This window comes from Candidatus Aminicenantes bacterium (assembly GCA_026393855.1).
Classification (GTDB): domain Bacteria; phylum Acidobacteriota; class Aminicenantia; order Aminicenantales; family UBA4085; genus UBA4085.
In genome coordinates, this window is record JAPKZJ010000035.1 from 1 (window position 1) to 25,913 (window position 25,913).

At 64.5% G+C, this 25,913-nt stretch carries 24 protein-coding genes; 15 read left to right on the plus strand and 9 right to left on the minus strand.

Features of this window, described 5'->3' with window-relative positions:
- The 6 genes from NTZ26_04455 to NTZ26_04480 form a co-directional block, all read left to right on the plus strand.
- A partial coding sequence (locus NTZ26_04455) for a hypothetical protein (GenBank protein MCX6559745.1) occupies positions 1–242 on the plus strand: 242 nt, incomplete at its 5' end.
- Between the two features lie 130 nt (positions 243–372).
- Positions 373–636, plus strand: coding sequence for a TatA/E family twin arginine-targeting protein translocase (locus NTZ26_04460; GenBank protein ID MCX6559746.1), 264 nt, complete (start codon positions 373–375; stop codon positions 634–636).
- Between the two features lie 4 nt (positions 637–640).
- Positions 641–1,387, plus strand: coding sequence for a twin-arginine translocase subunit TatC (tatC, locus tag NTZ26_04465; GenBank protein ID MCX6559747.1), 747 nt, complete (start codon positions 641–643; stop codon positions 1,385–1,387).
- Positions 1,388–1,438: 51 nt separating this feature from the next.
- The gene (locus NTZ26_04470) at positions 1,439–1,978 is read left to right on the plus strand and encodes an AAA family ATPase (GenBank protein MCX6559748.1); all 540 of its coding nucleotides are present in this window, start codon (positions 1,439–1,441) and stop codon (positions 1,976–1,978) included.
- Positions 1,975–2,484: a dCMP deaminase family protein gene (locus NTZ26_04475; GenBank protein ID MCX6559749.1), complete on the plus strand. Its 510-nt coding sequence runs from the start codon at positions 1,975–1,977 to the stop codon at positions 2,482–2,484. Before NTZ26_04470 ends, NTZ26_04475 begins: the two co-directional genes overlap by 4 nt.
- Positions 2,462–4,702, plus strand: a complete 2,241-nt coding sequence (locus NTZ26_04480; GenBank protein MCX6559750.1) for a hypothetical protein — start codon at positions 2,462–2,464, stop codon at positions 4,700–4,702. Before NTZ26_04475 ends, NTZ26_04480 begins: the two co-directional genes overlap by 23 nt.
- A 90-nt stretch (positions 4,703–4,792) precedes the next feature.
- Here the strand turns inward: NTZ26_04480 and NTZ26_04485 are convergent, their stop codons facing one another.
- The 5 genes from NTZ26_04485 to NTZ26_04505 form a co-directional block, all read right to left on the minus strand.
- Complete coding sequence (locus NTZ26_04485; protein ID MCX6559751.1) at positions 4,793–5,362, minus strand: DUF5658 family protein; 570 nt, start codon at positions 5,360–5,362, stop codon at positions 4,793–4,795.
- 227 nt (positions 5,363–5,589) lie between these two features.
- A complete protein-coding gene (locus NTZ26_04490) occupies positions 5,590–6,726 on the minus strand; it encodes a KamA family radical SAM protein (protein MCX6559752.1) in 1,137 nt (378 codons plus the stop codon).
- Between the two features lie 106 nt (positions 6,727–6,832).
- Entirely contained in the window at positions 6,833–7,855 is a 1,023-nt protein-coding gene (locus NTZ26_04495; GenBank protein MCX6559753.1) for an ATP-grasp domain-containing protein, read from the minus strand.
- A gap of 1 nt (position 7,856) precedes the next feature.
- Positions 7,857–8,903 carry a D-alanine--D-alanine ligase gene (locus NTZ26_04500; GenBank protein ID MCX6559754.1) on the minus strand — a complete coding sequence of 349 codons (1,047 nt, stop codon included), beginning with the start codon at positions 8,901–8,903 and terminating at the stop codon, positions 7,857–7,859.
- Between the two features lie 219 nt (positions 8,904–9,122).
- Positions 9,123–9,950: a hypothetical protein gene (locus NTZ26_04505; GenBank protein MCX6559755.1), complete on the minus strand. Its 828-nt coding sequence runs from the start codon at positions 9,948–9,950 to the stop codon at positions 9,123–9,125.
- A gap of 420 nt (positions 9,951–10,370) precedes the next feature.
- On the opposite strand from NTZ26_04505, the gene queC reads away from it, so the two are divergent.
- From queC to NTZ26_04520, 3 genes are read left to right on the plus strand one after another with little or no spacing between them, the layout of a single operon-like run.
- A complete protein-coding gene (gene queC, locus NTZ26_04510; GenBank protein MCX6559756.1) occupies positions 10,371–11,072 on the plus strand; it encodes a 7-cyano-7-deazaguanine synthase QueC in 702 nt (233 codons plus the stop codon).
- A complete protein-coding gene (locus NTZ26_04515; GenBank protein MCX6559757.1) occupies positions 11,069–11,416 on the plus strand; it encodes a 6-carboxytetrahydropterin synthase in 348 nt (115 codons plus the stop codon). Before queC ends, NTZ26_04515 begins: the two co-directional genes overlap by 4 nt.
- On the plus strand, positions 11,385–12,014 hold the full coding sequence (locus NTZ26_04520) for a 7-carboxy-7-deazaguanine synthase QueE (GenBank protein MCX6559758.1): 630 nt from the start codon (positions 11,385–11,387) through the stop codon (positions 12,012–12,014). Before NTZ26_04515 ends, NTZ26_04520 begins: the two co-directional genes overlap by 32 nt.
- 299 nt (positions 12,015–12,313) lie before the next feature.
- Here the strand turns inward: NTZ26_04520 and NTZ26_04525 are convergent, their stop codons facing one another.
- From NTZ26_04525 to queF, 3 genes are all read right to left on the minus strand, one after another.
- On the minus strand, positions 12,314–14,287 hold the full coding sequence (locus NTZ26_04525; GenBank protein MCX6559759.1) for a glycosyltransferase family 39 protein: 1,974 nt from the start codon (positions 14,285–14,287) through the stop codon (positions 12,314–12,316).
- 209 nt (positions 14,288–14,496) lie between these two features.
- Positions 14,497–15,417, minus strand: coding sequence for a DMT family transporter (locus NTZ26_04530; protein MCX6559760.1), 921 nt, complete (start codon positions 15,415–15,417; stop codon positions 14,497–14,499).
- Between the two features lie 34 nt (positions 15,418–15,451).
- Positions 15,452–15,853, minus strand: coding sequence for a preQ(1) synthase (gene queF, locus NTZ26_04535; protein MCX6559761.1), 402 nt, complete (start codon positions 15,851–15,853; stop codon positions 15,452–15,454).
- A 36-nt stretch (positions 15,854–15,889) separates the two neighbouring features.
- Between queF and NTZ26_04540 the strand changes: the two genes are divergently transcribed.
- The 6 genes from NTZ26_04540 (at position 15,890) to NTZ26_04565 (ending at position 24,415) form a co-directional block, all read left to right on the plus strand.
- A complete protein-coding gene (locus NTZ26_04540; protein ID MCX6559762.1) occupies positions 15,890–16,843 on the plus strand; it encodes a radical SAM protein in 954 nt (317 codons plus the stop codon).
- 760 nt (positions 16,844–17,603) lie between these two features.
- Complete coding sequence (locus NTZ26_04545) at positions 17,604–18,569, plus strand: branched-chain amino acid transaminase (protein ID MCX6559763.1); 966 nt, start codon at positions 17,604–17,606, stop codon at positions 18,567–18,569.
- On the plus strand, positions 18,566–19,978 hold the full coding sequence (locus tag NTZ26_04550) for a pitrilysin family protein (GenBank protein MCX6559764.1): 1,413 nt from the start codon (positions 18,566–18,568) through the stop codon (positions 19,976–19,978). The genes NTZ26_04545 and NTZ26_04550 overlap by 4 nt, the downstream gene beginning before the upstream one ends.
- On the plus strand, positions 19,975–21,480 hold the full coding sequence (locus NTZ26_04555) for a pitrilysin family protein (protein MCX6559765.1): 1,506 nt from the start codon (positions 19,975–19,977) through the stop codon (positions 21,478–21,480). Before NTZ26_04550 ends, NTZ26_04555 begins: the two co-directional genes overlap by 4 nt.
- A 230-nt stretch (positions 21,481–21,710) precedes the next feature.
- Complete coding sequence (locus tag NTZ26_04560) at positions 21,711–23,738, plus strand: DUF2961 domain-containing protein (GenBank protein MCX6559766.1); 2,028 nt, start codon at positions 21,711–21,713, stop codon at positions 23,736–23,738.
- Between the two features lie 29 nt (positions 23,739–23,767).
- On the plus strand, positions 23,768–24,415 hold the full coding sequence (locus tag NTZ26_04565; protein ID MCX6559767.1) for a hypothetical protein: 648 nt from the start codon (positions 23,768–23,770) through the stop codon (positions 24,413–24,415).
- 7 nt (positions 24,416–24,422) lie between these two features.
- Here NTZ26_04565 and NTZ26_04570 read toward each other — a convergent pair whose 3' ends face one another.
- The gene (locus tag NTZ26_04570; protein MCX6559768.1) at positions 24,423–25,826 is read right to left on the minus strand and encodes a pyridoxal-dependent decarboxylase; all 1,404 of its coding nucleotides are present in this window, start codon (positions 25,824–25,826) and stop codon (positions 24,423–24,425) included.
- Between the last annotated feature and the right edge of the window lie 87 nt (positions 25,827–25,913).

A 25,913-nucleotide genomic window follows, 5' to 3' on the forward strand; every position in this document is an offset into this window, starting at 1 on the left:
AGCTCAACCGCGACCTCCTCTACTTGGCCGACGGCAAGGTCGTCGAGATCGAAGAGTCGACCGCCCCCGAGAATCTACCCGCGCCCGTCAAGCAGACCCTAGCCAAGGACTTTGCCGGGGCCAAGGTGCTCAAGGCTGAAACCCTGACTAAGGCCGGCATCAAGTCGTTCGAGCTTACCCTCGAACTCAAGGGCAAGAATCTCGGGGTGGAGATCGACCCCCTGGGCAAGATCGTCAAATAACCATCCGTCCGGATGGCCTCGAATCACGCGGCCCCGAGGGATCGGCCCAGAGACGCGGGCCGATCCCTCGGCTTGACCGGGGGGACGCAAAGCACTATCATCATCGGGCTCCCCGAGAGCGCGAAAAAACATGTTCGGTAACATCGGTATGCCCGAGATGATGATCATCATGGTCGTCGCTCTGCTCGTATTCGGCCCCAAAAAGCTCCCCGAGATCGGGCGCTCGGTCGGCAAAGCGATTCGCGAGTTCAAGAAATCGACCGAGGAGATCAAGGATCGATTCGAGGAGCAGATCCGGGCCGACGATTTCAAGAGCATCCAGGCGGACATCCAGAAGGACATCCAGGACATCAAGGACGTGACGACGGATGAGGAAGGCAAAAAAATCACCTGACGAGATGACCTTCCTCGAACATCTCGAGGATCTCCGCAAGCGGCTGTTTCTCTCTTTCATCTCGATCTTCGTCGCCGTTCTGCCGGCCTATGCCTTCAGCAAAGAAATCTACCGGTTCCTGGCCCGTCCCCTGACCCAGTTCCTGCCCGAAGGCCAATCGATGGCCTTCCTCAAGCTGACCGAGCCTTTCATGCTCTACATCAAGGTCTCGTTCATCACCGCCCTGTTCGCCGTCTCGCCGTTCATCTTCTATCAGATCTGGAAGTTCGTCGCCCCCGGCTTGTACCAGAAGGAGAAGAAATACGTCTTCCCCTTCGTTCTCTTCACCTCGATCTTCTTCCTGGGCGGGGCGGCCTTCTCTTATTACATCGCCTATCCCTTCGCCTGCCGCTTTTTCCTGGATATGGGAGCCGACTTCAAGGCCGTCATCACGGTCGAAGAATTTTTCGGCTTGACCGTCAAGATGCTGGTCGGCGTGGGCCTCGTCTTCGAGATGCCCACCCTGATCTTCTTCCTGGCCCGCATGGGCCTCGTGACCTCGAAGTGGATGGTCAAGAACTTCAAGTACGCGGTGCTGGCGGTCTTCGTCATCGCCGCCGTCATCACCCCCTCGCCCGACATGGTCAACCAGACGATCCTGGCCGTGCCCATGCTGCTGCTCTACATCATCAGCATCGCCGTCGCTTTCCTGTTCGGGCGGGAGCGCAAGGACCGCAAGTCCCGCAAGAGCGACACCGCCCCGGCCGGCTGAGGCCCGCCCCGTGAACGCCAAGGCCCAGGGTGTCTTGTCGCGGGAGCGCCGATGATTCGGAACCATCGCCTGATCGGCTTGACCGGAACCAACGGCTCCGGCAAGGGCGAGGCCGCCGCCTGGCTCCGCTCGCGCGGCTACGCCTACCTCTCGCTCTCCGACGTCATCCGGCAGGAGCTCCGCCGGGACGGCGTCGCCGAGACCCGCGACGCGATGATCGCCCGCGGCAACGCCCTGCGCCGCGCCTTCGGGCCCGACGTCCTGGCCCGCCGGGTCCTCCTCCTGGCGACGGGGCCGACGGTCATCGACAGCATCCGCAACCCTTCGGAAGTGGCCGTCCTGCGCCGGGAGGAAGGATTCATCCTGCTGGCCTTCGACGCACCCGCGGCCGTCCGCTTCGAGCGGGTCGGCCGGCGGGGCCGGGACGAGTCGGCGCTCGACCTCGAGGCCTTCCTCCGCAAGGAAGACGAGGAGCGGGGCTCGGACCCGGCCGCCCAGCAGCTCGACGCCTGCATCGCCCTGGCCGACATCCGGATCATGAACGACGGCACCATCGAGGATCTGAAGCGACGCCTGAAGGAGGCCTTATGACCCCGCAACGCATTAGCAAGGGAGAGTACTACCTGGGCATCGCCCGCGAGGTCGCCCGCCGCAGCACCTGCTTCCGCCGCTCGCTCGGCGCGCTCATCGTCCGCGACGACCAGATCGTCTCGACCGGCTATGTCGGGGCGCCGCGCAAGACCAAGGACAGCCTGGAGCACGGCTTCTGCCTGCGCGACAAGCTGGCCATCCCGCACGGCCAGCGCTACGAGCTCTGCCGCTCGGTCCACGCCGAGCAGAACGCCATCATCAACGCCGCCCGGGCGGGCGTCAGTCTCCTCGGCGGCGACATGTACATCTTCGGCAGCGAAGCCGACGGCGGAGCCCCGGTCAATGCCTTCCCCTGCTATATCTGCAAGAAGATGATCATCAACGCCGGTCTCGACCGGGTCGTCTGCTCCACGGCCGACGGCCGGTTCCTCGTCTTCCGGGTCGAAGATTGGGCCACCGCCTGGCGCGAAGGAGACATCCTCGATGACACCCACCAGTACGGATGATCGATCGAGCCGGACGAAACACCGCGTTCGCCGGGCAGCGCTGGCGTGTTTCGTCGGCGCCGGGCTGGCCTTTTTCGCCGCGGCCGGTCCCGCTCAGGAAATCCCCGCGCCGGCGCCCGCTGACGGCCCGCTCTTGCGCTTTCTCGGCCTGGCCGCCTCGCCCGAGTCGATCGACTATGTCGTCAACAAGACCCAGTTTCAGCTCCATACTCTGTTAACCGAACAGCGCCACCCCAAGACCTGGACCCTCAGCGAGAAGATCCGCACCGACACGGCGGCCGGGCTGCGCATGCTCCTGTCGGTGGACGCCGACGTCACGGCCCGACTCGAGGCCCTGGCCGCCCAGCCACAGGCCCTGGACCAGTTGGCGGCCGAGGTCGGCAAGGCCTTGGCCGAGCGGCGCAAGATCTTCGTCTACGGCTGCGGGGCCACGGGACGCCTGGCCAAGCAGATGGAAAGCAGCTTCTGGCGGCCGTTCTGGCGCCGGCTGAAGGCCGAGCCGAGCCTCTGGACCAAGGTCCGAAGCCGTCTCGACCCGGCCGTCGAGGAAGCCCTGATCGGCGAGATGACCGGGGCCGATCGGGCCCTGATCAGCTCGCTCGAAGGCTTCGAGGATCTCCAGCTCATCGGCCGCCTCCAATTGAAAGACCGCGGGATCCTGCCGAACGACGTCGTCATCGCCGTGACCGAAGGCGGCGAGACCTCCTCCGTGATCGGCGCCGTCCTGGGCGCCCTGGATCAGGCCAAAGCCGGCCCGGCCTACACGCCGGAGGCGGCCCGCAAGCGGCTCTATTTCGTCTACAACAATCCTGACGATAAGCTCCGCCCGTTCGAACGGAGCCGCAAGGTTTTGGAGGAGCCCGGCATCACCAAGATCAATCTGGCGACCGGGCCGCAGGCCATCACGGGCTCGACCCGAATGCAAGCTACGACGATCGAGACTTTCGTCATCGCTTCGGTCCTGGAGACCGCGGTCGAGAAGCTCCTGCGGCCGCTCCTGTCCAAGCGGGAGATGGAGGGGCTCGGATTCCGCCAGGAGACGACCCTGGCTGCCCGTTTGCGCGCCTTTGCGGCCATCCAAGCCGAGCTTCTGAAGCGGGCCCCGGCCATCGCCCGCCTGACCGATCTGGAAGCGGCGACCTACGAGAAGGGCCGCTTCTCCACCTATTTCGCCGAAAAAGGCTTGATCACGGTCTTCATCGACAGCACCGAACGCAGTCCCACCTTCCGGCTCTACCCGCTGGACACCGTCCGCGAGGCCCAGCGCAAGTGCTGGATCCAAGTCTGGACGGACGCCCCCGACGCTATAGCCGCCTGGAAGGCCTTCCTCGGTCGCCCCTTCCGCGGCCTCAAGCCGGATCTTTATAAGGTCCCGTTCGAGCAGCAGATCGAGGACGAGTTCCTGCGGGATAAAGCCCTGGCCAGCCTGGCCAAGGCGGGCGACGATCAGGCCGGCCTTTACGATTTTTCATTCGCCGGGACGAACGCCGCCCGCCGGGCGCCCAAGCACGGCGACCTGGCCGTCTTGGCGCTCGTGGACCCCGAGCCGGCCGCTCTACTCAATCCTAACTCGGCATCCCGCCGCTTCCTCCAGCTCGGCTTGGCCAACGGCGGCGATCTGGGGCTCATCCTGGTCCAGACGGCGGCCGGAACCACGACGGTATCGGCGGCCGATCTTTCATTCCTCAAGCCCGATCCCAAGAAGCAATCCGTCGTCACCATCCGGCTGACCGTCGATTCTTCCGATGATCCATTTGGCGTCCGAGCCCAGACGGCCCTCAAGATGCTCCTCAACGCCCACTCCACGGCCGTCATGGCCAAGCTGGGCAAGGTCGTGGGCAACACCATGACCAGCGTCAGCCCGTCCAACCTCAAGCTCATCGGCCGGGCCACTTATCTTGTCCAATCGCACGTCAACGACGTCCTGGCCGGCCCGGGCTGGGTCAAGACCTTCGGCGCCCGCAAGCCCGTCGCCTACGGCGAGGCCAACGCCGTGCTCTTCGACGCCGTGGCCTTCTTTAAGGACAAGCCGCAGGAAGTCGGCCAGGCGGCGGAGGTGCCGGTCTCGATCATCCGGATTTTAGAATCCCTGCGCCGGAAGACTGCCCTTACTAACGAGGAGGCTCTGGCGCTCTATAAAAAGATGGGATTAGCCAAGTACCTGGCCGAAGCATCGACCCCGTTGCCGGCCGAAGCGCCGGGTTCCCCGCGCGGCTGACCAGCCTCGGAAACAAGAGCAATTCTTTTCCGACGCCGGCTCGTTTTAAGCTTCACTGCCGGCGATCGAATTTTTTTCCCGCCAAGGCACTCATCTGCCCTTGGCCTCTTTGATCAGCCGGGCGTTGTTGTTTATGACAAAGGAAACCGTAAAGTTGGCGGCCGTGGACAGGATCCAGGCCAGAACTTTGTTTTGTTTATAGAGGCGCTTGATCCCCCAATAAGAAAAGGCGGTAAGCCCGATCTTCGCGGCGGCGAAGGCCAAGGGGCTGTTGACGAACAGCTTAAAGACCGGGTTGCTTTCGGCCAGGGAAGGGTATTTGAGGGCTGCGGTCGTCGTCAGGTAATCGGCCAGGCTGAGGCCGACCCAGGCCGCCAACGAGACGTCGAACATGGTGTTGCCGACCGCCGAGCCTTTCGGGCCGCGATAAAGATAGCGGTGCCCCGGATCTCGCAATAACTGGTCGGGACGAAGGCTCGCGTCATTGGTACGGGGCTTGGGGGCAGGATCGGGGAAGAGATCGAGGAGGACCAGCGGCGAGCGGACGGTGGCCGGGAGCGGGGTTTCGAGGATTCGAGCCGCGGCGTTCGCCTGAAGCCCCCAAGCCGGGACCGTAGCCATGACGGCGACAATAATCAGGACGGCAATGGCGGTTTTCATATTCCAGGGTCCGGGGCTAGCGCTCTCACTATGGATAATATCTGCAATATACGTGCCACGATTGAACGCAAGGCAAACCTTCCGCATTTAACGGAAGTCGTTCTATTTGGGTGAAATGCAAGTCATCCACGATCATTCCATCCCCCGGCCGAACCGACAGGAAAACCGGGAATCCCGCAAACAAGGATATTCTCGCGCGAAAACGGAAAAGAACCGAATATTTATTCTCAGCCGATGGGCGGGACGATAGGCCCAACCTGGCAAGGGCTGATCGAAGGCCGTCGCTCCCGCTTGGGAGCCCGCTTCTCGGGCTCGGAGTGGGGCTTGGCCGGCTGCGGATAGGTGAAGATCTCGCCCTCGAAGTTCCGCATGACCACTTTCTCGTCGCTGATCGTCTGGACGTACTTGGGCAGGACGGGGATCTTGCCGCCGCCTCCGGGCGCGTCGATACAGTAGTAGGGCACGCCCAGGCCGGAGGTCCAGCCGCGCAGGGCTTCCATGATCTCGAGCCCCTTCTCCACTGTCGTCCGCAGGTGCTCGGTCCCGCTGACGTAGTCGGTCTGGTAGATGTAGTACGGCCGGACGCGGGCGATGAGCAGCTTCTGCATCAGCCGGCGCATGACCAGCGGATCATCGTTGACGCCCTTGAGCAGGACGGTCTGGCAGCCCAGCGGGATGCCGGCGTCGGCCAGCAGGCCCAGGGCCTGGTTGGCCTCGGGCGTCAGCTCGTCGGGGTGGTTGAAGTGGACATTGACGAAGAGCGGGTGGAACTTGCGCAGCATGGCCGCAAGCTTGGGGGTCACCCTCTGCGGCAGGAAGCAGGGTACGCGGGTCCCGATGCGCAGGATTTCCAGATGGGGGATGGCCCGCAATTGGGTCAGGATCCATTCCAGGCGCGAATCGCTCAACATGAACGGGTCGCCGCCCGAGACGATGACGTCGCGGATCTCGTCGTGAGCCCGGATGTAGGCCAGCCCGTTCTCGATGTTGCGGGGGCTGATTTTGGATGCGTCGCCGACCTTGCGCTTGCGGGTGCAGAACCGGCAGTACGCGGCGCAGCTGTGGGAGACCAGGAAGAGGCAGCGGTCGGGATAGCGGTGGACGATGCTGGGAACGGGCGAATCGTGATCCTCGGCCAGCGGGTCGGCGACCCCCGAGTGGGCGGCCAGTTCGGCCGGATCGGGGACGACCTGACGGTAGAGGGGATCGCCCTTGGTCTTGATCAGCCCCGCGTAATACGGGGTGATCAGAGTCTTGAACTGGCGGCCGATCTTGCGGACCTCATCGATGTCCAGGTCGAACGCGGTCGCGATCTCGCCCGGCGTCCTTAAGCTGTTGCGTTGAATCTGACGCCAATCGTCCATTCTCCGACTCCTTACCCAATCGGCTTGCGATCGATCACCCGGTCATCCCCCGACCGGCAATCGCCGGGGATGCGGGCGATCTTAGAAAAATTCGAATCCGCGCGGATCATGACATCCTCTTGCGGGCCTTGGCCTTCTCGATCATGTTCCGCCAGAAAGTCTTATAGTCGATCCCGGCCGCGGCCAGCCCGCGGGCGTAGCCCGCGTTGAGGCTGATGTCGGGGTTGGGATTGACCTCCAGGACATAAGGCCGGCCCTTCTTGTCGACCCGGAAGTCGACCCGGGCGTAGTCCCGGCATTCGCAGGCCAGAAAGGCTTTGACGGCCATTTCCTGGAGCTTCGTCTTCAAAGCCTCGTCGATGGCGGCCGGGCAGACGGGCGGGGTGGCCTGGTAGAGGATGTCCTCGGTGTGCCACTTGGCCTCGTAGCTGCAGATCGGCGGCTGGCCCTCGGGCAGGCCGGTGAAATCGATCTCCGATACGGGCAGGGCCTCCGGCTTGTCGACGTCCATCACGGCGACATTGAATTCGCGGCCTTCGATGAACTGTTCGACGAGCACCGGCTCTTCGAAGAGCTCCAGGATCCGGGCCACTTGCTTGCGCAGCGACTCTTCGTCCCGGACCACGGAGTCGGGGTGGATGCCCAGGCTGGCGTCCTCGGTGTTGGGCTTGACGATCAGCGGGAAGGGCAGGTCGATCTTCTGGTCGATCGCGTCGATCAGCACCGCCTGCGCCGTCGGCAGGCTGCTCGACTTGAGCACGGCCTTGGTCTTGAACTTGTTCAGGCAGAGGGCCAGGGTGCGCGAGTCGTTGCCGGTGTAGGACACTCCGAGCAGCTCGAAGGCCGCCGCCACGTTGGCCTCGAGCTGGGGATGGCCGAGGAAGGCCTCGCACAGGTTGATGACCACGTCGGCGTTGAGCGTCTTGAGCCGCTGCAGGAAGTTCATGAAGCTCTTCTGCAGGCTGATGATGAAGGCCGAATAGCCCAGCTCGGTGACGGCCGTCAGGACTTCCTTGGCCGTCTGCTCGACGGACTCCTCCGAGGGGCGGTCGACCTTGCGGCCCGTCAGCGGGTCGTAGCCGTTGTAGGCGATGCCCACCAGAATGCGCTTGTCTTTCATGGCCGACATGTCAGCACATCCCGTAGCGGGCCTTGGCTTCTTCGACGACGCGGAGGATCAGGTCATTGTAGGCATAGCCGGCGGTCCGGGCCGCCTTGGGCAGGCAGGAGTTCTCTTCGGGGTTGGGCAGGATGCCGGGCAGGGGGTTGACCTCGATGATGTTCGGCACGCCGGCCTCGTCGAGGCGGACGTCGATCCGGCACCAGTCCTTGATCCGCAGGATGCGGCAGGTCGCGGTGATCACTTCTTCGATGCGGGCCTTGAGGGCGGCGGGAATATCGGCCGGGCAGCTGAAGATGTCCAGCGGCTTGTCGGGCGTGTCCCAGATCCACTTGGCTTCGTAGGAATAGATCGGATTGGCCCCGGCCGGCAGGTCGCGGTAATCGATCTCCACGATCGGCAGGATTTCGGCGCGCGGATAGGTTCCCAAAACGCCGACGGTGAACTCGCGCCCGGTCAGGAACTGTTCGACGATGACCGGCTGCTTATAGATGCCGGTCACTTCGGCCGCAAGGGCCTCGAGCTCGGCCCGGGTCCGGACGACGTTGCGGTCCTTGATGCCCTTGCTCGAACCTTCGAAGAGCGGCTTGACGATGGCCGGCAGCGCGATGTCCGAGGGGACGGCCTGCCCCGGCTCGATCGTCCAGAAGCGGGCGTTGGGGATGCCGTAGTAGGAGAGAATCTCTTTAGCTCGCGACTTGTCCAGGCACAGGCTGAGCGTCAGCGGATCGGACCCCGTGTAGGGCAAGCCCAGAATCTCGCAGACGACCGGGATGTGGGCTTCGCGGTTGGGGCCGTAGAGCCGCTCGGCGATGTTGAAGACCATATCCGGGCGCAGCTCGCGCAGCCGGAGATAGGCCTCCTCGTCGGCCTCAATCATGGCGACGTCGTGCCGCGCGCGCAAGGCGGAAACCACGGCTTGGATGGTTTCGTCGGAATCGCACTCGGCTAGATGGTCGAGTGGAGGTTCGTCGTCTTCGCAGACGGAGTCGTCGGGACGACGGTTCACCGTGGCGGCCATACCTGCTTTCGAGCTGAAGAGCAGCGCAATCTTCATCGGAATTTGACCGGGCGCCGCTCCCGCACGAAAAAGAGTCCCTTTCGCTCGTTCATCGACGTCTATAATCTTTCGCTTCGAACATTCCTATCGTAGTTCATGCTTATATATAGACCTATTCTATAAAATGTCAATACTATTTACGAAAATAGACACAATTTGTTGGGTTAGCTCTTCCGCCAACCCCCCAACGGTAGATCTGTCCGGAAACCCGACATGTCAAAGGACGTAGTCGGGAAACAGGTAATAAGAGCGGGGGGCGAGGCGGCGGCGGGCCGCGGCCCTTTCATACGGCCGCAGAGGCGACCGATAATCCGAGGCCGGCGTTTTAAAGAGAAGAAAGACGCCGGCGGCGACGAGATCCGCCAGCCAAGCCGGATCGGGAGGGGTCTCGATGTGGAGGATGATCTTGGCGCCGCGCGAACGCGCCGCCGAAGAGCAAGCGGCAACGAGCGCGACGTCATCGGGCGCGGCCAGGCTTGCGTTCGTCAAGTGGATCCAGGCGCCCCGGTCGGCCAGCGTCTCGAGGCCGGAGTCGAGCGGTCCATGATGCTGGTAGGCGAAGTAGGCACGGCCGGAGCCGCAATCCCAAGCCAGCTCGGACAGGGCGTCGATGTCGTGAGGCGCCGCGGCGTTGGACGTGTGGATGTCGACGCCGCTGCGGCCGAGCTCGCGCAGAGTCTCGAGCCCGGGCCCGTCGATCGGTCCGTGCTGAAAGAGCGCCGTGAAGGCGTTGCCCCGCTCGGCGGCGCACCGGATGAGAATGATCTCGGCCGCCTTGCGGCCGATTCGGTCCGAGGTATGGATTTCAATCCCAGCCTCGGCCAGCCATTCCAGCTCGGAGCCCCCGAAGCGGCCCTGATCGATGAGGCGGAGGCGGGCCCGCCGACGGCGGCACGAGGAAGCCTCGTCGCCGAAGCCGGCGAAATCCAGCCGATCGTCGCGCAGCGTCATCGTTCGGAGGCCCGGGCGGGCGTCAAGGGGGATGTCGTCGGCGTGGACAAAGGCCGAGGGCGCGTCAGGGTCGGTTCGACTTGAAGCGTCCATGTCTTATGCGCGCGATGATCCTAATCGTCAAGCGCGTAGCGTAGCATCGCCCCCCCATTTATGTCAAGAAAGGCTCAGGGTACGGGGGGCAAAACACGCTCACGCGCCCAGCGAGCGCGTTCGCTCCGCCGGCTCAGTCGCTCCCGGCCCCTGACCAAAACAAGGGAATCGGAAAGTCATTGGAAAAGACAACCTTAAGGGGGAGGCAGCCCTTGGCGTTGGAGGGGGAACCCGCCAATGGTTCCCCCTCCAAGGCAGTCCCCGCTTCCTCGCCGACCCTAAGCTGAAGCTTAGGGCTGCAAAGCCCGTGGGTTTTTCCCCCCATACCCTTCGCCCCGATCAATATCCCTTTCTAAAAACGATCGATTTCTCTAGTTCGGATTGGAAAAGAACGAAATTTTGCACTATTATGCAGGCGCCATGATCGAAACAGCGGTGCTGCTCTCCGGCGGGCTCGACTCCACGACGGCTTTGGCCTGGGCCTTGGCCAAGCGGCGCTCGGTGCACGCCTTGACCTTCGATTACGGCCAGCGGCATCGGGTCGAGATCAAGATGGCCCGCCAGACCGCTCGCCGGTCGGGTGTCCCGCTGACGGCCCTCAAGGTCGACTTGGCCCGGATCGGCGGCTCGGCCCTTACCGACTCCGCCATTCCCATCCCGTCCGTGAAGCGATTCGCCCATTCGGCCTCCGGTCCCCCGTCGACCTATGTCCCGTTCAGAAACGGGATCTTCCTAGCCCTCGCCGCGGCCTGGGCCGAAAAAAACGGAGCGCATGAGATCGTGACCGGGTTCAACATCATCGACTCGCCCGACTATCCCGACACCCGGCCGGCTTTCGTCCGGGCCATGGAACGCGCCGTCAACCTCGGCACCAAGGCCGCTTTCGGAGGCCCGCGGATCCGGATCACAGCCCCGTTCATCCATAAGACCAAGGCCGAGATCGTCCGGATCGGGCTCGGCCTGGGGGCCGACTATTCGCGCTCGGTGTCGTGCTACCGCGGCGGCGAGGCCCCGTGCGGGACGTGCTCGGCCTGCCGGCTGCGGGCCCGGGCTTTCCGCGAGGCGGGGTTGGAAGACCCGCTGATCGTCAGGCTGCGGGGCAGCCGGGGAGGGATTCGATGAGCTGGATTCTCAACGTCCGCGACCGCTTCTCGGCCGCCCATTACCTTCGCGAATACCACGGCAAGTGCGAGAAAATCCACGGCCACACCTTTCAGGTCGAGGTCCGGATCGAAGCCGCCGAGCTCGACGCCACGGGGCTGGGCATCGACTTCGTCCTGATCAAGGAGAAGCTGGCCGCGGTCCTGCCGGACCACAAGCTTCTCAACGAGGTCTACGACTTCAACCCATCGGCCGAGAACCTGGCCCGGCGGTTCTTCCAGGACCTCAAGCCCTTCTTCGCCGTCAAGGCGGTGACCGTCTGGGAGTCCGAGGATGCCTCGGCCACTTACACTGAAGATCGCTGAGATCTTCGCCTCCCTCCAGGGCGAGGGCGCCCGTCAGGGTGAGCCGACGATCTTCGTGCGGCTGGCCGGGTGCAACCTGCGCTGCTCCTTTTGCGATACCCGCTGGGCCTGGGCCGGCGGGAGAAGCGCCTCGATCGAAGCCGTTGCGGCCGAGGTCCTGCGGCTCCGCGGCCGGTCCGGCGCTTCGTGGGTCTGCCTCACGGGCGGCGAGCCCCTGCGGCAGGATGTCGGACCGCTCATCCGCAGGTTGAAAGCCGAGGGCGTTCAAATCCAAGTCGAAACCAACGGGCGGATCGATCGCCGGGTCAAGGTCGATTGGCTGACGGTCTCGCCCAAGCCGCCGGGATATGCCGTCCGTCCCTTCTATTTGAAGAAAGCTTCCGAAGTGAAGCTCGTCGTCTCGGACGAATTGACCGAAGCAGCCGTGCGGCGGGTCCGGACCGCGTTCCCAGCCGCCGTCCCGCTCCGGCTCCAGCTCGAATCCAACACCCGCCGCAGCTTGGTCAAGACACTTGGATTATTGGAGCAGGCGGCCAAAGCCGGCCTGCCCAACATCCGGCTGGGCGTCCAGCTCCACAAAATACTGCGCCTGCCCTAAATAGTATTTTCGCCCGATTCCGGGAATGCCAAGCGATCCGATGTGCCGGCCAACGGCGAGATCGCGAGGGCGGCGCCTTTTTCCACAGCTCTCTGAGGGTACCTGCCTTGCAGGCGCCGAGGGCTGTTTGAGCACGCGACATTCTGACGGAGTCGAAACGGAGTGGGCGGTCTACAAGACCGGGAGATCTGGAATGCGGAGTTCCGAGGCGCTGAGGAGAGCTGTGGGAAAAGGCGAGTCGAGCCCGAAGCCGCCGGGCCGACACTTCGAATCGCTATTCCCGGAATCGGAAGAAGAACCTAAAATCCTCGGTCGGGCAGGATGAAAAACAGCCGCCGGCCCTTGAAGTCGGATTCCTCGAACTTGGCCATGATTCTTTTAGCTTCGGCCGTCTGGCCCGTCTTCATGTAGCACTGGCCGAGCGAGACGAGCATCGGCCAGCGGACCTTGGGATTTTTTTCGAGCTGCAGGGCGGCCTCGAGCGAATAAGCGGCCTTGCGGAAGTTCCGCGCCTCGAGAAGCCGCAGCCCCTCTGTCCGCAGGCTCTCGACGTCCGTCGCAACCCAGCCGTCGCCGCGCAGCACGTCCTCGACAAAGGCGCGGAACCCAGGCCCATACATCTTAAATAGGGACTCGGGCTCGGCTAAAAGCTCGACCGAGCGGCGCGGCCGAACCGGCGGAACGATCGGCCGGCCCCGGCGCACCGCCCCCACCTCCTGGCTCAGCGGCACAAGCAGCCCCTTCTCCAAAGTCCCGACATAGGCATAGAAGGCTCGCCCGGGGTAGGCCTGCATCAACCCAAGCGTCGTCGCGTCACCGCGGTCGTTGGCGAAGAGGACGTCGCCATCCAAGCGCGGCGTGTCGTAGAGGAATCCCGAGCCCCACCACCCGGTGGGGAATCCGGTCAACGGGGCATAGAGAAGCTTCATGACGACGACGGCGTTGCGCAGGCCGAGCGGAGCCAGGGCGTTGTGAATCCAGGCCGAAGAGCCGCACATGTTCTGGTCGTAGCGCTCGTAGAACCACTCGGTCCAGGACGGGGCGACCCAGCGCGGGAAGCGGAAGGCGAAGGCGTAGAGGGAGAAGACGGCCAGGACGACGGCGAGCGCTTTCCTCCACCGGTCTTCGCCGAAGCGGCGCGTTCGGGCGGCGAGCAGCTCCGGAGCCCGGCGCAAACCCTTGGCGCTGAGAAGGACAAGCAAGGGCAGGGCGTCGAAGAACATCCGGGCGCCGAGGACGACGAAGGCCCCCCAGAAAAAGAAAAAGCCGACGACCATGGATAGGAACCCGGCCAAGAGAAGCAAGTCCCGCCCGCGCTCCTCCTTCCTGCGCCGGAACGCCCACAGCGCGAACGGCAGGAGCCAAAGCGAGGTCAGCGGCCAGCCGAATAAATCCTTGTTGATGGCCGCCATGTTCTCGCCGATCTGGATGGCGGCGACGAGGGGGGTGAAATCATAATCGAGGGTGGCCGCCCGGCCGAAGATCACCGAATACGCCTGCCCATAGCGGGCGATGTATCCCGGCTTCAGCGGATCGCCGGTCGTAGCGGCGTTGTAAGCGAGAAAGATGCCCAGCGCGAGGATTCCGGCCAAGGCCAGGGCCAGGGCGTTTTTCCAGCGGAGCTTGAGGCGGGCCAGGGTTCGCACGGCTAGGACAATCAGGAAGGGCAGGGCGAAGACGGCGGCGTTGTAAGGCCGGATGAGGAAAGCTAAGCCCAGGCTCGCCCCCGCCGCCAGACCGTTCCGGAAAGTCGGGGCCCGCAGCGAGCGGAAGAAGAAAAGCAGGAAGACGGCGTTGAAGACCATGCTGGCGGTATGCGACATCATGGTCGAAGACATCAACAGGAGCCAGATGGACAGCGCACCGAGAATAGAGGCGAGAACACCCGTCCGGCGGTCGTAGATCTCGGTCCCCAGCCAATAGAACAACAGGACGGCGAAAGCGGCCAGGATGGGATTGACGAGCCACGGCGCTCCGACCAACAGGCCCAGCGCCAGCAGGAAAGGGAAGCCGGGCGGGTAGATCGTGTACCAGCGGCCGACATTGACGACATGCGGAAAGTCGAAGGCCTCGGGAACGGGGGGCAAAGGCGCCGTGACGCCGCCGCCCAGGAAGATCCGGGCCTGGAAGAGATAAACGGTCTCGTCGTGGATGTGCGGGACGCGGTCGAAGATCAGGATGTTGTAGGCGGCGCAGAAAAGGAAGGCGAAAACGGCGCCGGCCGCGACGGGCCACGGCAACTTTTGGCGGCGGCCGGCGGCAGGTTCGCTCATGGCCCCCATTTTGCCCAAAGACGGGTCCGAAGGCAACGGATCCCCTTGGAGGGGCACCCTTGACCCGGGTTCCCCTCCAATGCTCTAATCGGCTTCACCGATTAGGGCTGCCACCCCTCCAAGGAAGCCTTATCCGTTTGCCTTTCATCGTATCCTTAGGAAAAACGACTCTCGAATCGATAGATAGACCGTAAGTGCCGGATTTCCGCTTAGGCTTCCGGGGCGACGGATGTTCTGCGCCCCGAGCGGGTCAACCAGACGCCGACCAGGACGACGGCCGCGCCGGCGGCCTGGATCGGCCGCAACCGTTCGCCCAGGAGCAAGGCGGCAAAGATCGCCGTGAAGAGAGGCGTGACGTTGTTGTAGACGGCGGTCCGGGCGTTCCCGATCCGCCGAACCGAGTAGTACCAGACGATGTAGCCGAGGACGAGGGCGAAGACGGCGGAGAAGACAAGCGAGCCCCAGGCCTTCCAGGAGACGCCGGCAAAATCGACCGCCACCATGTCCGGCAGGGTCATGGGCATATAGGCCAGCGCCCCGATCGCAACCGTCAAGGCCGAAAACTTCAGCGGCGACATCCGACTCAAGAAAGGCTTGGCAAAGACGGTGCAGGACGCCCAGATCACCGTCCCCAAGAGGATCAGGCCGTCACCGGCGAGGCCCGCGGGCGATAGTCGAAGCCCGCCGTCCTGGAGAGCGATGACCAGATACAGCCCGGCGAAGGAGAGCAGAATGCCCGCCCAGGAAATCGGCGGGATGCGCTCGATGCGGAACACCGCGCTGATGAGGGCCACGAATATGGGCGAGGTCGAGAGAATCAACGAAGAAATCGAGGCCGTCGTGCCGTGCATGCCGTGGATGAAGATGGCCTGATAGATCGCATTGCCGGCGATCCCAAGCGCCGCCAGGCCCGCGAGGTCCCGCCGCCGGACGCGGAAGCCCTCCCCCGATGCAGCTAGGACGGCGAGCAGAAGAACCGCCGTCAGCAGAAGACGCCAGCCGTTGAATCCGTCGGGCGTCATCTCGCGCAGGGCGATCTTGATGAAGGAGAAGTTGGCCCCCCAGAAGATGACGGCAAAGACCATCAGCAGGTCGCTGAGGCCGAATCGTCCGCCGTCCTTGAAAGCCATGAAGAGGGTCCGAAGGGAAGCCGCGGGCGCCGGATTATTCTCCGGCCAGACGACGGGACCGGGGATGCCGGGCCTCGACGACGCTCATGATCCCGCCCCGGGGGCTGAACTCGCCCGTCACCGCGGCCCGCACGGGGCGGCAGGCCTTGACCACATCCTCCAGGATACGGTTGACGGCGTTCTCATAGAAAATCCCCAAGTTGCGGTAGGCCAGAACGTATTCCTTGAGCGACTTGAGCTCCAGGCAGCGGGCCCGGGGGATGTAGCGGATGGTGATGGTACCGAAGTCGGGCTGTCCCGTCTTGGGGCAGACCGAGGTGAACTCCGGAATCTCGATCCGGATCTCGTAGTCGGGGAACTGGTTGGGAAATGTCTCGATGACCGGGAGCCGGGCATCCAGCCCGGCGGCGGCTTCCTTATCGCTCATTCGCTTCATTAGTCGTATCCTGCCTTTTTTGATACGATATTATACATGAAAGGCGAACCGCCGAAAGCCCTCATCTACGGGCCAGTCCCCTCGCGCCGCTTGGGGTACTCGCTCGGTCTTGATATCCTGCCCTTCAAGACCTGCTCCATGGACTGCATTTACTGTCAGCTCGGCGCCTATGGCCGGACGACGGACCGCCGGCGGGAATATGTCCCGGTCCGGGCCGTGCTGGCCCAGATCCGCGGCGCCCTGGCCTCGGGAGCGAGGATCGACGCAATCACCTTCTCCGGCTCGGGGGAGCCGACCCTCCATGCGGGAATCGGCCGCATCATCGCGGGTATAAAAAGGATGACCGACGTCAAAGTGGTCGTTTTGACCAATTCCTCCACCCTGGCCGGACGGCGCAACGGCCGCGACCTCGTCCAAGCCGACATCGTCGTACCGTCCCTGGACGCCGTCACCGACCGCATCTTCGCCAAGGTCAACCGCCCGCATGCCGGGTTGACGGCTGAGAAGATCATCGACGGGCTGGTCCGGTTTCGCCGCCGCTTCAAAGGCCGGATCTGGCTCGAAGTCATGCTGGTCCGAGGGATCAACGACGGGCCGGCCCATCTGCGCCGGCTGCGGGCGGCGATCGAACGCATCCGGCCGGACCGCGTCCAGATCAACACCGTCGTTCGCCCCCCGGCCGAGAAGAGCGCCCGCCCCCTAACGGCGGCCGAGCTCGAGCGCGTGCGGATCTTCCTAGGGCCGACGGCCGAGATCATCGCCGATTTCTCCCGCGAGAAGCAGCCTGTCCCCGCCCCGGACGCTTCGGCCGCCATTTTGGCCGCCCTGAAGCGCCGGCCCATGACCGCCGGGGACCTGTCCCAGTCGCTCGGCCTGGTTGTGGAGGAAGTCCTGGCCCTGACCCGGCGCCTGACCGTGGCCGGGGCGATCCGTAAGGTCGCACACTCGGGCAACGCGTATTTCGAACCCGCGCCGACATCCAAGGGATAATAAAACCGGTTCTCTTCCATTCTGTGTGGCCTGCGTCACGGAATTCGGCCCGGCGGCGCGGGTTTTTCACGCCTTTTTTGCGCTTCTCTTCTCGGCGCCTGCGGAACTCCGCATACTCGATCTCTCGGTCTTGCACGACCTCCCACTCAGTCTCGTTGCCAATGATGGTTGCGTGCTCAAACATCCCTCGGCGCCCGCAGCGCTTCGCAGTCCTCGTAGGGACATCGCTTCGAGCGTCCCCGCGAGGGTTGGGTTCCCTCGAAGAGGTTCGCAAAAAAGCCTAAACCCGCGCGGTTTCGCCGTTGGCCGAACACCGTTCCGCCTTACCAACCCGCACTGAATGGAAGAGATCCATAAAACCTATTCTCTTGATCGGCTTTTTAGGAAAGCGCGAATTTTCGGCCAGGGCGAAGGCGATGGGGGTGAGCGCCGATGCGGTCGCTTCGCAGTCCTCGTAACGACAGGCGCCTCGCTTGTCGTCGCGAGGGCGGAAATTTCGCTGCGTGTTCTCGTTTTTTGAGGGAATCCGTCCCGGAAAGAGGACGGACGGCGAGGATGTCTGAGCGGACCGTACCAAGACCGTTAAATCGATGCGGGACGCGAGTTCCGAGCCGCCGAGAAAAACGAGACGCCACGGCGTAAAAATTTCCGCCAGAGCGAACCCCCATCGCCCGAGCCCTCCTTCCTTTTTAGGGCCGCTTATGGTACAGATACCCCTTCTCCTGCGCCGCCGACCGCGATCGAGCCGAAGGAGTCCCCGATGCTAGACACGAGCCAATTCCCCAAGGCCAAAGCGATTTGGTACCAGGGGAAATTCCACGACTGGTCGGAGCTCACGCTTCACTCCATGACCCACGCCCTGCACTACGGGACGTCGGTTTTCGAGGGGATCCGGGCCTATCCCACGGCCAAAGGGACCGCCGTTTTCCGGCTGCCCGAACACATCGACCGTTTCCTCTACTCGGCCTCCGTGATCAAGATGAAGCCGCCCTACGGCAAGGACGAGATCATCGCTCACGTCAAAGCCACGATCCGGCAAAATGGCTTGGAATCCTGTTACATTCGGCCGCTGCTCTTTTATTCCTATGGCAACCTCGGGCTCGTTCCCAAAGCCTCGCCGGTCGAGCTCGTCATCGCCGCCTGGGAATGGGGCGCCTACCTGGGGGAGAAAGCCGCGGCGGGCGTTTCCGTATACCTCCTGCCTTGGCGGCGGGTCCATCACAGCCAGCTCGACATGAAGGCCAAGCTGGGCGGGACCTACGTCCAATCGACGATCTGCGGGCTGGAAGCCCGCGACAGGGGTTGCGACGAGGCCGTCTTCCTGAACCTCGAGGGCCGCATCGCCGAGGGTCCCGGCGAAAACATCTTCGTCGTCAAGGACGGGGTGGTCAAGACCAACTCCCGGCAAGAGTCCATCCTCGAAGGAATCACCCGCACGAGCGTGCTCGAAATTGCGGCCGATCTCGGATACAAGACCGCGATCGGCCCGATCATGAAGGACGAGCTCATCGGCGCGGACGAGGCCTTCTTCACCGGGACGGCGGTCGAGGTCGTGCCCATCGTCCGGCTGACCGACGGCTCCAACGGCGGAACGCCGCGGCCCGCCGAGGCCATCGGGACGGGCCAGGCCGGAGAGGTCTGCGGCCGGATCCGATCGACCTATCTCGATCTCGTCCGCGGCCGTCATCCTCGCTACGAGAAGTGGCTGACGTACCTCTCGGAATGAGCCGACGCCCTCTCCGGCGCGCCGCCGGCCCGGCCCTGGCCGCGCTCCTGGGGCTCGCTTCCGCCCTCTTCCCTTCGGCCCGGGCGAACAGTTCCGATCTCCTCACCCCGTCTCTCCATGTCGATCAGCTCGATAACGGCCTCAAGGTCGTATCGCTGCCGCTCGACGATCCCAACGTCGTCGTCTTCGCCACGATCATCCGGGCGGGCGGGCGCAACGAGACGGACCCAGGCAGCGAGGGCTTGGCCCGCCTTCTGGAGCGCTTGACAGCCCGAGGCCCCTTGCGCTCCCCCCGCGCCTTCGATGCCGAGCTCCTGGTCCGGCTGGGAGCCCGGACGGCGGGATTCGTCGCGGACGACGCCACGGTCAGAACGATCGTCTTCGGCGGCCGGGAAAATCTGGAAAGTGTCGTCCGGAGTGAGGCCGATCGGATCGTCAATCTCGAGATCGACGCCGAGACGCTGCCGTCGGAAGCCGCCGCCTTGGCCGAAGAAGCGGCGGTCAAAGCCGCCGGCGGACCGGAGGCCCGGTTGGAGGAAGCCCTCCGCCGAACGGCGTTCGCGGCCCATCCTTACGGCCGCCCGCTTTTCGGAACCCGGTCCGAGATGTCGTCCCTGCCCGAGAGAATCGCCGCCGGCCAACAGTTCAAAAAGCGGGCCTACGCCCCCGACAACGTCGTCCTCCTGGCCGCCGGCGACGTGGCGCCCGGACGCCTCTTGGAGCTGGCCCGGAAATACTACGGCAGCTGGGAGAAATCGAACTTCGAGTTCACGGTTCCCGCCGAGCCGCTCCCGGACAAACCCCGACGGGTCCGGGTCGCCTGGGATGTTCCGACCAGAGCCCGCCTGTCAATCGGCTTCCGCGTTCCCGCGTTCTCGGATCAGGCGCCCGACAAAGCGGCGCTCGACCTATTGGCCTCCGTTGCCTTCTCGTCGTCATCGCCGCTTTACGATCGAATCGTCCGCCGGGAGAAGCTGTGCCTGACCCTCGAGGCCGCGGCCGCCGATCGCCGGGACCCGTATCTTCTGATCGTGAATGCCTCCGCCGCGGCCGAGACGGACCTGGCGCAAATCGAGAAGGCGATTCTGGCCGAAATCGAGCGCCTCAAGACCGAGCTCGTCCCGCCGCAGGCTTTAACGGCCGCCAAGGCCGGCCGGCGAAACGCCCTGCAGCTGGCGATGGAAACGACGGAAGGTCGGGCCGCCGTCTTATCCCGATTCATCGCCCTGACCGGCGACTCCGAAAGCCTCGGCCGGATAAACGGTCTGTATGAGCGGATCAGCCCGGCCGAGCTGCGCGAAGCCGCACGCCGATATCTCAAGACCGCAACGACCGCGACCCTGGCGCTTGGGCCGCCGCCCGAGCCGGCCGCCCCGCAGGAGCCGGCGGCGAAGGAAAGCCGCCGATGAGCCGCCGCCTATTCGCCCCGGCTTTCGCCTGCGCACTTCTCGGGCTCCTCCTCGGGCTGACCGGCTGCCGGAGGGATGATCCCCAATCGCTCCGGCTCGAGCTGCTGCCGTTTGATGGAAGCCCCCTGGTCGCCGTCCGCGTCCTCGTCAAGGTCGGCTCGGCCGTCGATCCCGCCGGCAAGGAGGGCCTCTGCCGATTGACCTGGCGCCTCCTCCTCGAAGGCGGCAGCCGATCCCGCGGTCCGGAAGAGATCGCCGCCGCCTTGGCCCCCGTGGGCGCTGGGATTCGCCTCGATATCGACAAGGAAATGTCGGCCTTCTCGGCCACCGTCCGCCGTGAGGATTGGGCCGCCTTCTACTCGGTTTTAAGTGAACTCCTGCTCGAACCGGGCTTTCGGGAGAACGATTTCGAACGGCTGAAGGCGTCCCAGCTCGACGCGCTGCGCGAATCCCTGGCCGGAGGAGAAGACGAGACGCTAGCCGGAGAGATCCTCGACCGGATGATCTATGCCGGCCAGCCGTACGGCCACGCCGAGGACGGGACCCTGGAATCAGTGGCTTCGCTCACGATCGACGAAGCCAAAGCCTTTTACCTGGAGCATTTCGTCCGGGGCAACATCGCCATCGGGCTGGCCGGGGGCTATCCGACAGGATCGCCCGAGAGCGTCAAATCGGACTTCCTCAGGCTTCCGGTCACGTTCACGCCGCGCCTGGTGCTCCCCCCGCCGCATCGGCCCCGCGGCATCGAAGCCGTCCTGGCCGAGCGTCCGGCCGACGGCGCAACGATCGCGATGGGGATCCCGGTTTCCCTGACTGCGGCCGACGAGGACTTCTTCGCCCTTTGGGTGGCCGCGGCCCATCTCGGAGAGCCCGGGTTCCCCGCTTCGCGGCTGGGCCGGCTCGGGACGGCGTCGGTCGGATCTTCCGGCCTCGACTGCGAGGCGACCTCGGCGTCCGCTTTGCCGCGCCGCGGCTGCTGCTTCGCGATCCGCCTGCATCCGGCCGATCAATCCGCGGCGCTTTTCCTGGTCCGTCAGGCCGCGCGCGAGCTTCGCCTCCTGGCCGAAGAAGGCCTGCCCGAAGAACGCTTCGACCTCGTCCGGGACTATCTCCTTCATTCGCTCAGCCTGCGGAGCCGGACTCTCGGGGACCGGCTGGCCCGTCGCATGGAAGCCGGGATCCTCGTGCGCGCGGATGTGTTGGAGGAGGCCCGACGGATTCTGCCCCGGCTCTCGGCCGGCGACATCCGGGCCGCGGTTCGAAAATACGTCGACCCCGAGGCTTTCTTTCTCGCCATCGTCGCAAAAGACGCTTCCGCTTTGCGGGACGGGCTATTGAGCGGAGCGGCGGCTTCCCTTCCGGAGGCGGCTCGCTCCGCCGGCGGGGGCGCGGCGGAGGAAATCGCCGCCATCCAGGCCTATCCGCTTGGAATCCGTCCCGAGGCCGTGCGCGTCGTCGCCGCCGAAAGCCTCATCCATACGGCTTGGCCGCCCGGCGAATAAACCCGCTCGATACCCCGGGCTCGGCTTCCGCCCAGGCGGTTCGACGACGGGGTTGCAGCCCTCAGCCGCGAAGCGGATGAGGGCGGGCTGAAGCCAGGGGTATTAACAGGGTTAATACTGAGCGGCGCTTATGACCCCGATTTAAAAATCGGGATTTCGGCGTCGCGAACGTATGATTCGGGTAAAATAGGCCGCGCAGCCGAAAGCCGAAGAAGAGAGGAGGGCCACCCATGTCGATCCGCCTGAAGAAAGCCGTTCTGCGAACCGCCGTCGTGCTTGCGATCATGGCCGTCGCCGCCGTCGCCCCGGCCGCCCAGGATCTCCTGCGGGGCCTGGGGCGCCCGCAGGATTTCACATCGGCCCGCGTCTCCTCCTACGACCGGAGCGGAGGGAATAAAGACTCCCTGACCATTCCGCCGGGCGACACGGCCGTGCTGGCCGACATCAAAGGCCCCGGCGCGATCCACCACATCTGGGTGACCATCGCCGCGGAGGCGTTTTACGGCCGCAAGCTGGTCCTGCGCATGTACTGGGACGGCGAGACCGCTCCCTCGGTCGAAGCGCCGATCGGCGACTTCTTCGGCGTCGGCCACGGACTCAACCGCAACCTCGCCTCCCTGCCCATCACGAACACATCCGAAGGCCGGGCGCGTAACTGCTACTGGTATATGCCCTACGCCAAGTCGGCACGCATCACGGTAACCAACGAAGGCCGCGGCGAAGTCCCCGCCTTCTATTATTACGTCGACTACCGCACCCTCCCCTCCCTGCCGGAGGGGACGCCTACCTTCCACGCCCAGTACCGCCAGGAATTTCCGCCCCAGCCCGGGAGCAACTATCTCATCCTGGACGCCGAGGGCCGCGGCCACTACGTCGGCTGCAACCTGAGCGTCCTGCAGCGCGGCATGGGCTGGTGGGGCGAAGGCGACGACATGATCTTTGTGGACGGAGAGGCGTCCCCGTCGCTACACGGGACGGGCTCCGAAGACTATTTCTCCGACGCCTGGGGCATGCGCGAATCGCAGGGTCTCTTCTACGGATGTCCCCTGCAGGAAGAGGATTTCCAGGCCGGCTCCAAGGCCACAGTGTATCGGTTTCACATTCCCGATCCCGTCGCGTTCAAAAAGTCGATCCGGGTAACCATCGAGCACGGCCACGCCAACGACCGCGCCGATTTCGATTCGTCGACGGCCTACTGGTACCAAGCCGAGCCCCACAAGGCCTTTCCCGCCCTCCCCGCGGCGGCGGTTCGCCTGCCGTTCGCCCTGGAACCTCCGGACAATTTCGTGCTTCCCACCTGGCGCAAAGCCGCGGGAACGGACTCCGCCGTCTACGAGGACGCGGGCGGAACGGTCAAGCTCAAATCGGCCAAGCTTCTTTCCACCCTGACGGCCTATTACGGCCCGACGGGCGACAGGTGCCCGGTGCTTTCTACGGACGGCGCCGGACCGGGGACCCAAGTCGAGCTGGTCTTCGGCGTCGAGATCGCCGAGGCCTATGACCTCGACCTCTATCTTCTTAAGGGCCCGGCCATGGGCGATTTTGAAGTGGCCGGCTGCGTCAGCGGCGCGGTCCGGCTCAAGATATCGCCTGCCGTCTTCAAAGGCTATGCGGCGGAAAGGGAATTCGCGATCCTGCCGCTCAAGGGCTTGCGGCTCGAGCCAGGCCAAGCCAGCCTGACGCTCCAGGTGTCGGGCCGGGACGACGCCGCTGCCGGATCGGAGATCGGGCTGATCGGCTATCGTCTGGCCCCGACCGAACGGAAATTCCTGACCGAGTGGAACCTGTCCGGGCCTTTCGACGCCCCCGACATGGATTCGTTGACAACCGTCTTCCCGCCGGAGAACGAAATCGACTTGACCGCCTCATACGCCGGCAAAGGCGGGAAGCCGGCCGGCTGGAAAAAGCTCAAAATCGGGGCCAATGGATTCGCCGATCTGAATCAGATCATCCACCCGAACGAGCAGGTCGTGGTCTACGCCGTGGGCTGGGTCCGGGCGCCGGAAGACATGGCCGCGTATTTGTTGCTCGGAAGCGACGACGGCGTGAGGGTCTGGATCAACGACGAGCTCCGCCACACGAACCCGGCTTACCGGGCCGTGACCACGGATCAAGACAAGGTCGCGGTACGGCTGAAGAAAGGCTGGAACAAAGTCCTGCTCAAGATCCTGCAGGGAGCCGGCGGGTTCGGCTTTCAGGCCCGTTTCGCCGACCCGGACGGGAAGCTCGTCTGGAGCGCCGAGCCGCCCCGGAATTGAGCCTGCTTCCCGAAGCGCGGAGCGAGACCATGACGCAACCGAAACTGGAGCCGGGACCGGCCGTGTGGACCGCCGCCGAAGGCTCGCAGCTGGCGCGGCTGAACGCCCCGCTTAGAATCCAGGACTGGTTGAACGGGATCGCCTACGATCCCGAGCCCGGCACGGCCTCGCCCCGCCGCGTCCTGCGGGAGCGCAAGGCCAACTGCTTCGAGGGGGCGATGTTCGCCGCGGCCGCCCTCCGCTTCCACGGCCACCGGCCGCTCCTTGTCGACATGCGCTCGCACAACGACGACGACCATGTCCTGGCCGTCTTCCGCGAGAACGGCGCCTGGGGCTGTGTGGCCAAGTCCAATTACACCGTGCTTCGCTTCCGGGAGCCGGTCTACCGGACGATCCGCGAGCTGATGGCCTCCTATTTCGACGTCTTCTTCAACCCCATCGGGGAAAAGACCCTGCGCGAATATTCCAACCCGTTCGATCTGTCGCGCTTCGACGACCGGGATTGGATGACGACCGAGGAAGACATCAGCTGGATCGGGGATGCCTTGGACAAGGCCCGGCACGTCCCGTTTCTGACGCCGGCCCAGTTGCGGGATCTCCGCCCAAGCGATCCCGCCCTGGTCAAGGCCGGGTTGCTGGGAGCGAATCCCAAAGGGCTCTTTAAACCGAAACCCTAAATCCTGATTAGACCCGGGCCGCGGCCTCGCGGATCCAGTCCCAAGCCTGCCGGACGTGGCGCTCTTCGGTCAAACGGGCTCCAACCACCATGCGCAGTGCGAACCGGCCGTCAAGGACGGTGTGGGTCAGAAACATCCGGCCGGATGCGTTGAGATCTTCCATCACGGCCCGGTTCAGCCGCGTCAGCCCCGCCTCGTCGCGCCCGTCGTTGCGGCGGAAACAGACCAGCCCGAAGGGCGAGGGGGCCAGGACCTCGAAGCCGGGCTCGGCTTCGACCCAGCCGCGGAACGTCCGGGCCAAGCGCTGGTGTTCGCGGACGAAGTCCCGCAGGCCTTTCACCCCGTACGACCGGATGACGAACCACAGCTTGAGGGCCCGGAACCGCCGGCCGAGCGGGACGCCCCAGTCGCGATAGTTTTTGACATAGGGATCGACCCCGGTCTTGAGATACTCGGGGTGGATCTCGAACGTCCGGATCAAGGCGCCGGGATCCTTGACAAAATAGGCCGAGCAGTCGAAGTTGGTCAGCATCCACTTATGCGGGTTGAAGACAAACGAGTCCATCCGCTCCGCGCCGTCCAGAATCCAGCGGTTCTCCGGGCAGACAGCCGCCGTCCCGGCATAAGCGGCGTCCACGTGCAGCCAGAGGCCGTGCCGAACGGTGATCTCGCCGATTGGGCCTAGCGGATCGACGGCGGTCGACGAGGTCGTGCCCAAGGTGGCCGCGACAAAGGCGGGCTGAAGCCCGGCCTCCCGGTCCCGGACAATGGCCGCTTCGAGCGCCTCGGGGATCATGGCGAAATCTCGGTCCACGGCCACCAACCTCAGATTTTCACGGCCGTAGCCGGCGATCTTGACCCCTTTTTCCAGGCTGGAATGCGTTTCGGAGGAAGCGTAGACGATCAAGGGCCGCCGCAGCCCCTTCTCGTTGGACTCGAACCCGGTGGCCCGTTCGCGGGCCGACAGGAGAGCGCACAAGGTCGCGGTCGAGGCCGTGTCCTGAATGACGCCCGAAAACCCATCAGGCAAGCCGATCATCTTCCTCAGCCACTCCAAGACCCTTTCTTCCAGCTCGGTCGCGGCCGGCGACGTCTGCCAGCTCATCCCCTGGACCCCCAGCCCGGCCGTCAGGAGCTCGGCCAGGATGGATTCCGGGCTGTTGTTGGCCGGGAAATAGCCGTGCCAATTGGGGTGTTGCCAGTGGGTGATCCCGGGAAGAATTAAATTATTGAAATCATTGAAAATAGAGTGGACTGGTTCCCCAGCCTCCGGCGGCTCCAGGGGCAGGTGGGAGGCGATCTCGCCCGGCTTGACGGACGAGCGAACGGGCCGTTTTTCGATCGTTTCCAGGTATTCGGCGACCCATTCGATGAATTCGTGGCCGCTCTTTCGGAACTGGGTCAAATCCATTGGGACCTCTCTTGACCGGAAAGTCGAGCTCCGGCGGCCTTCCCGGCAGGGGCGTCGCCGGCCTGTTTGGGGCGAAGAATCGGCCCG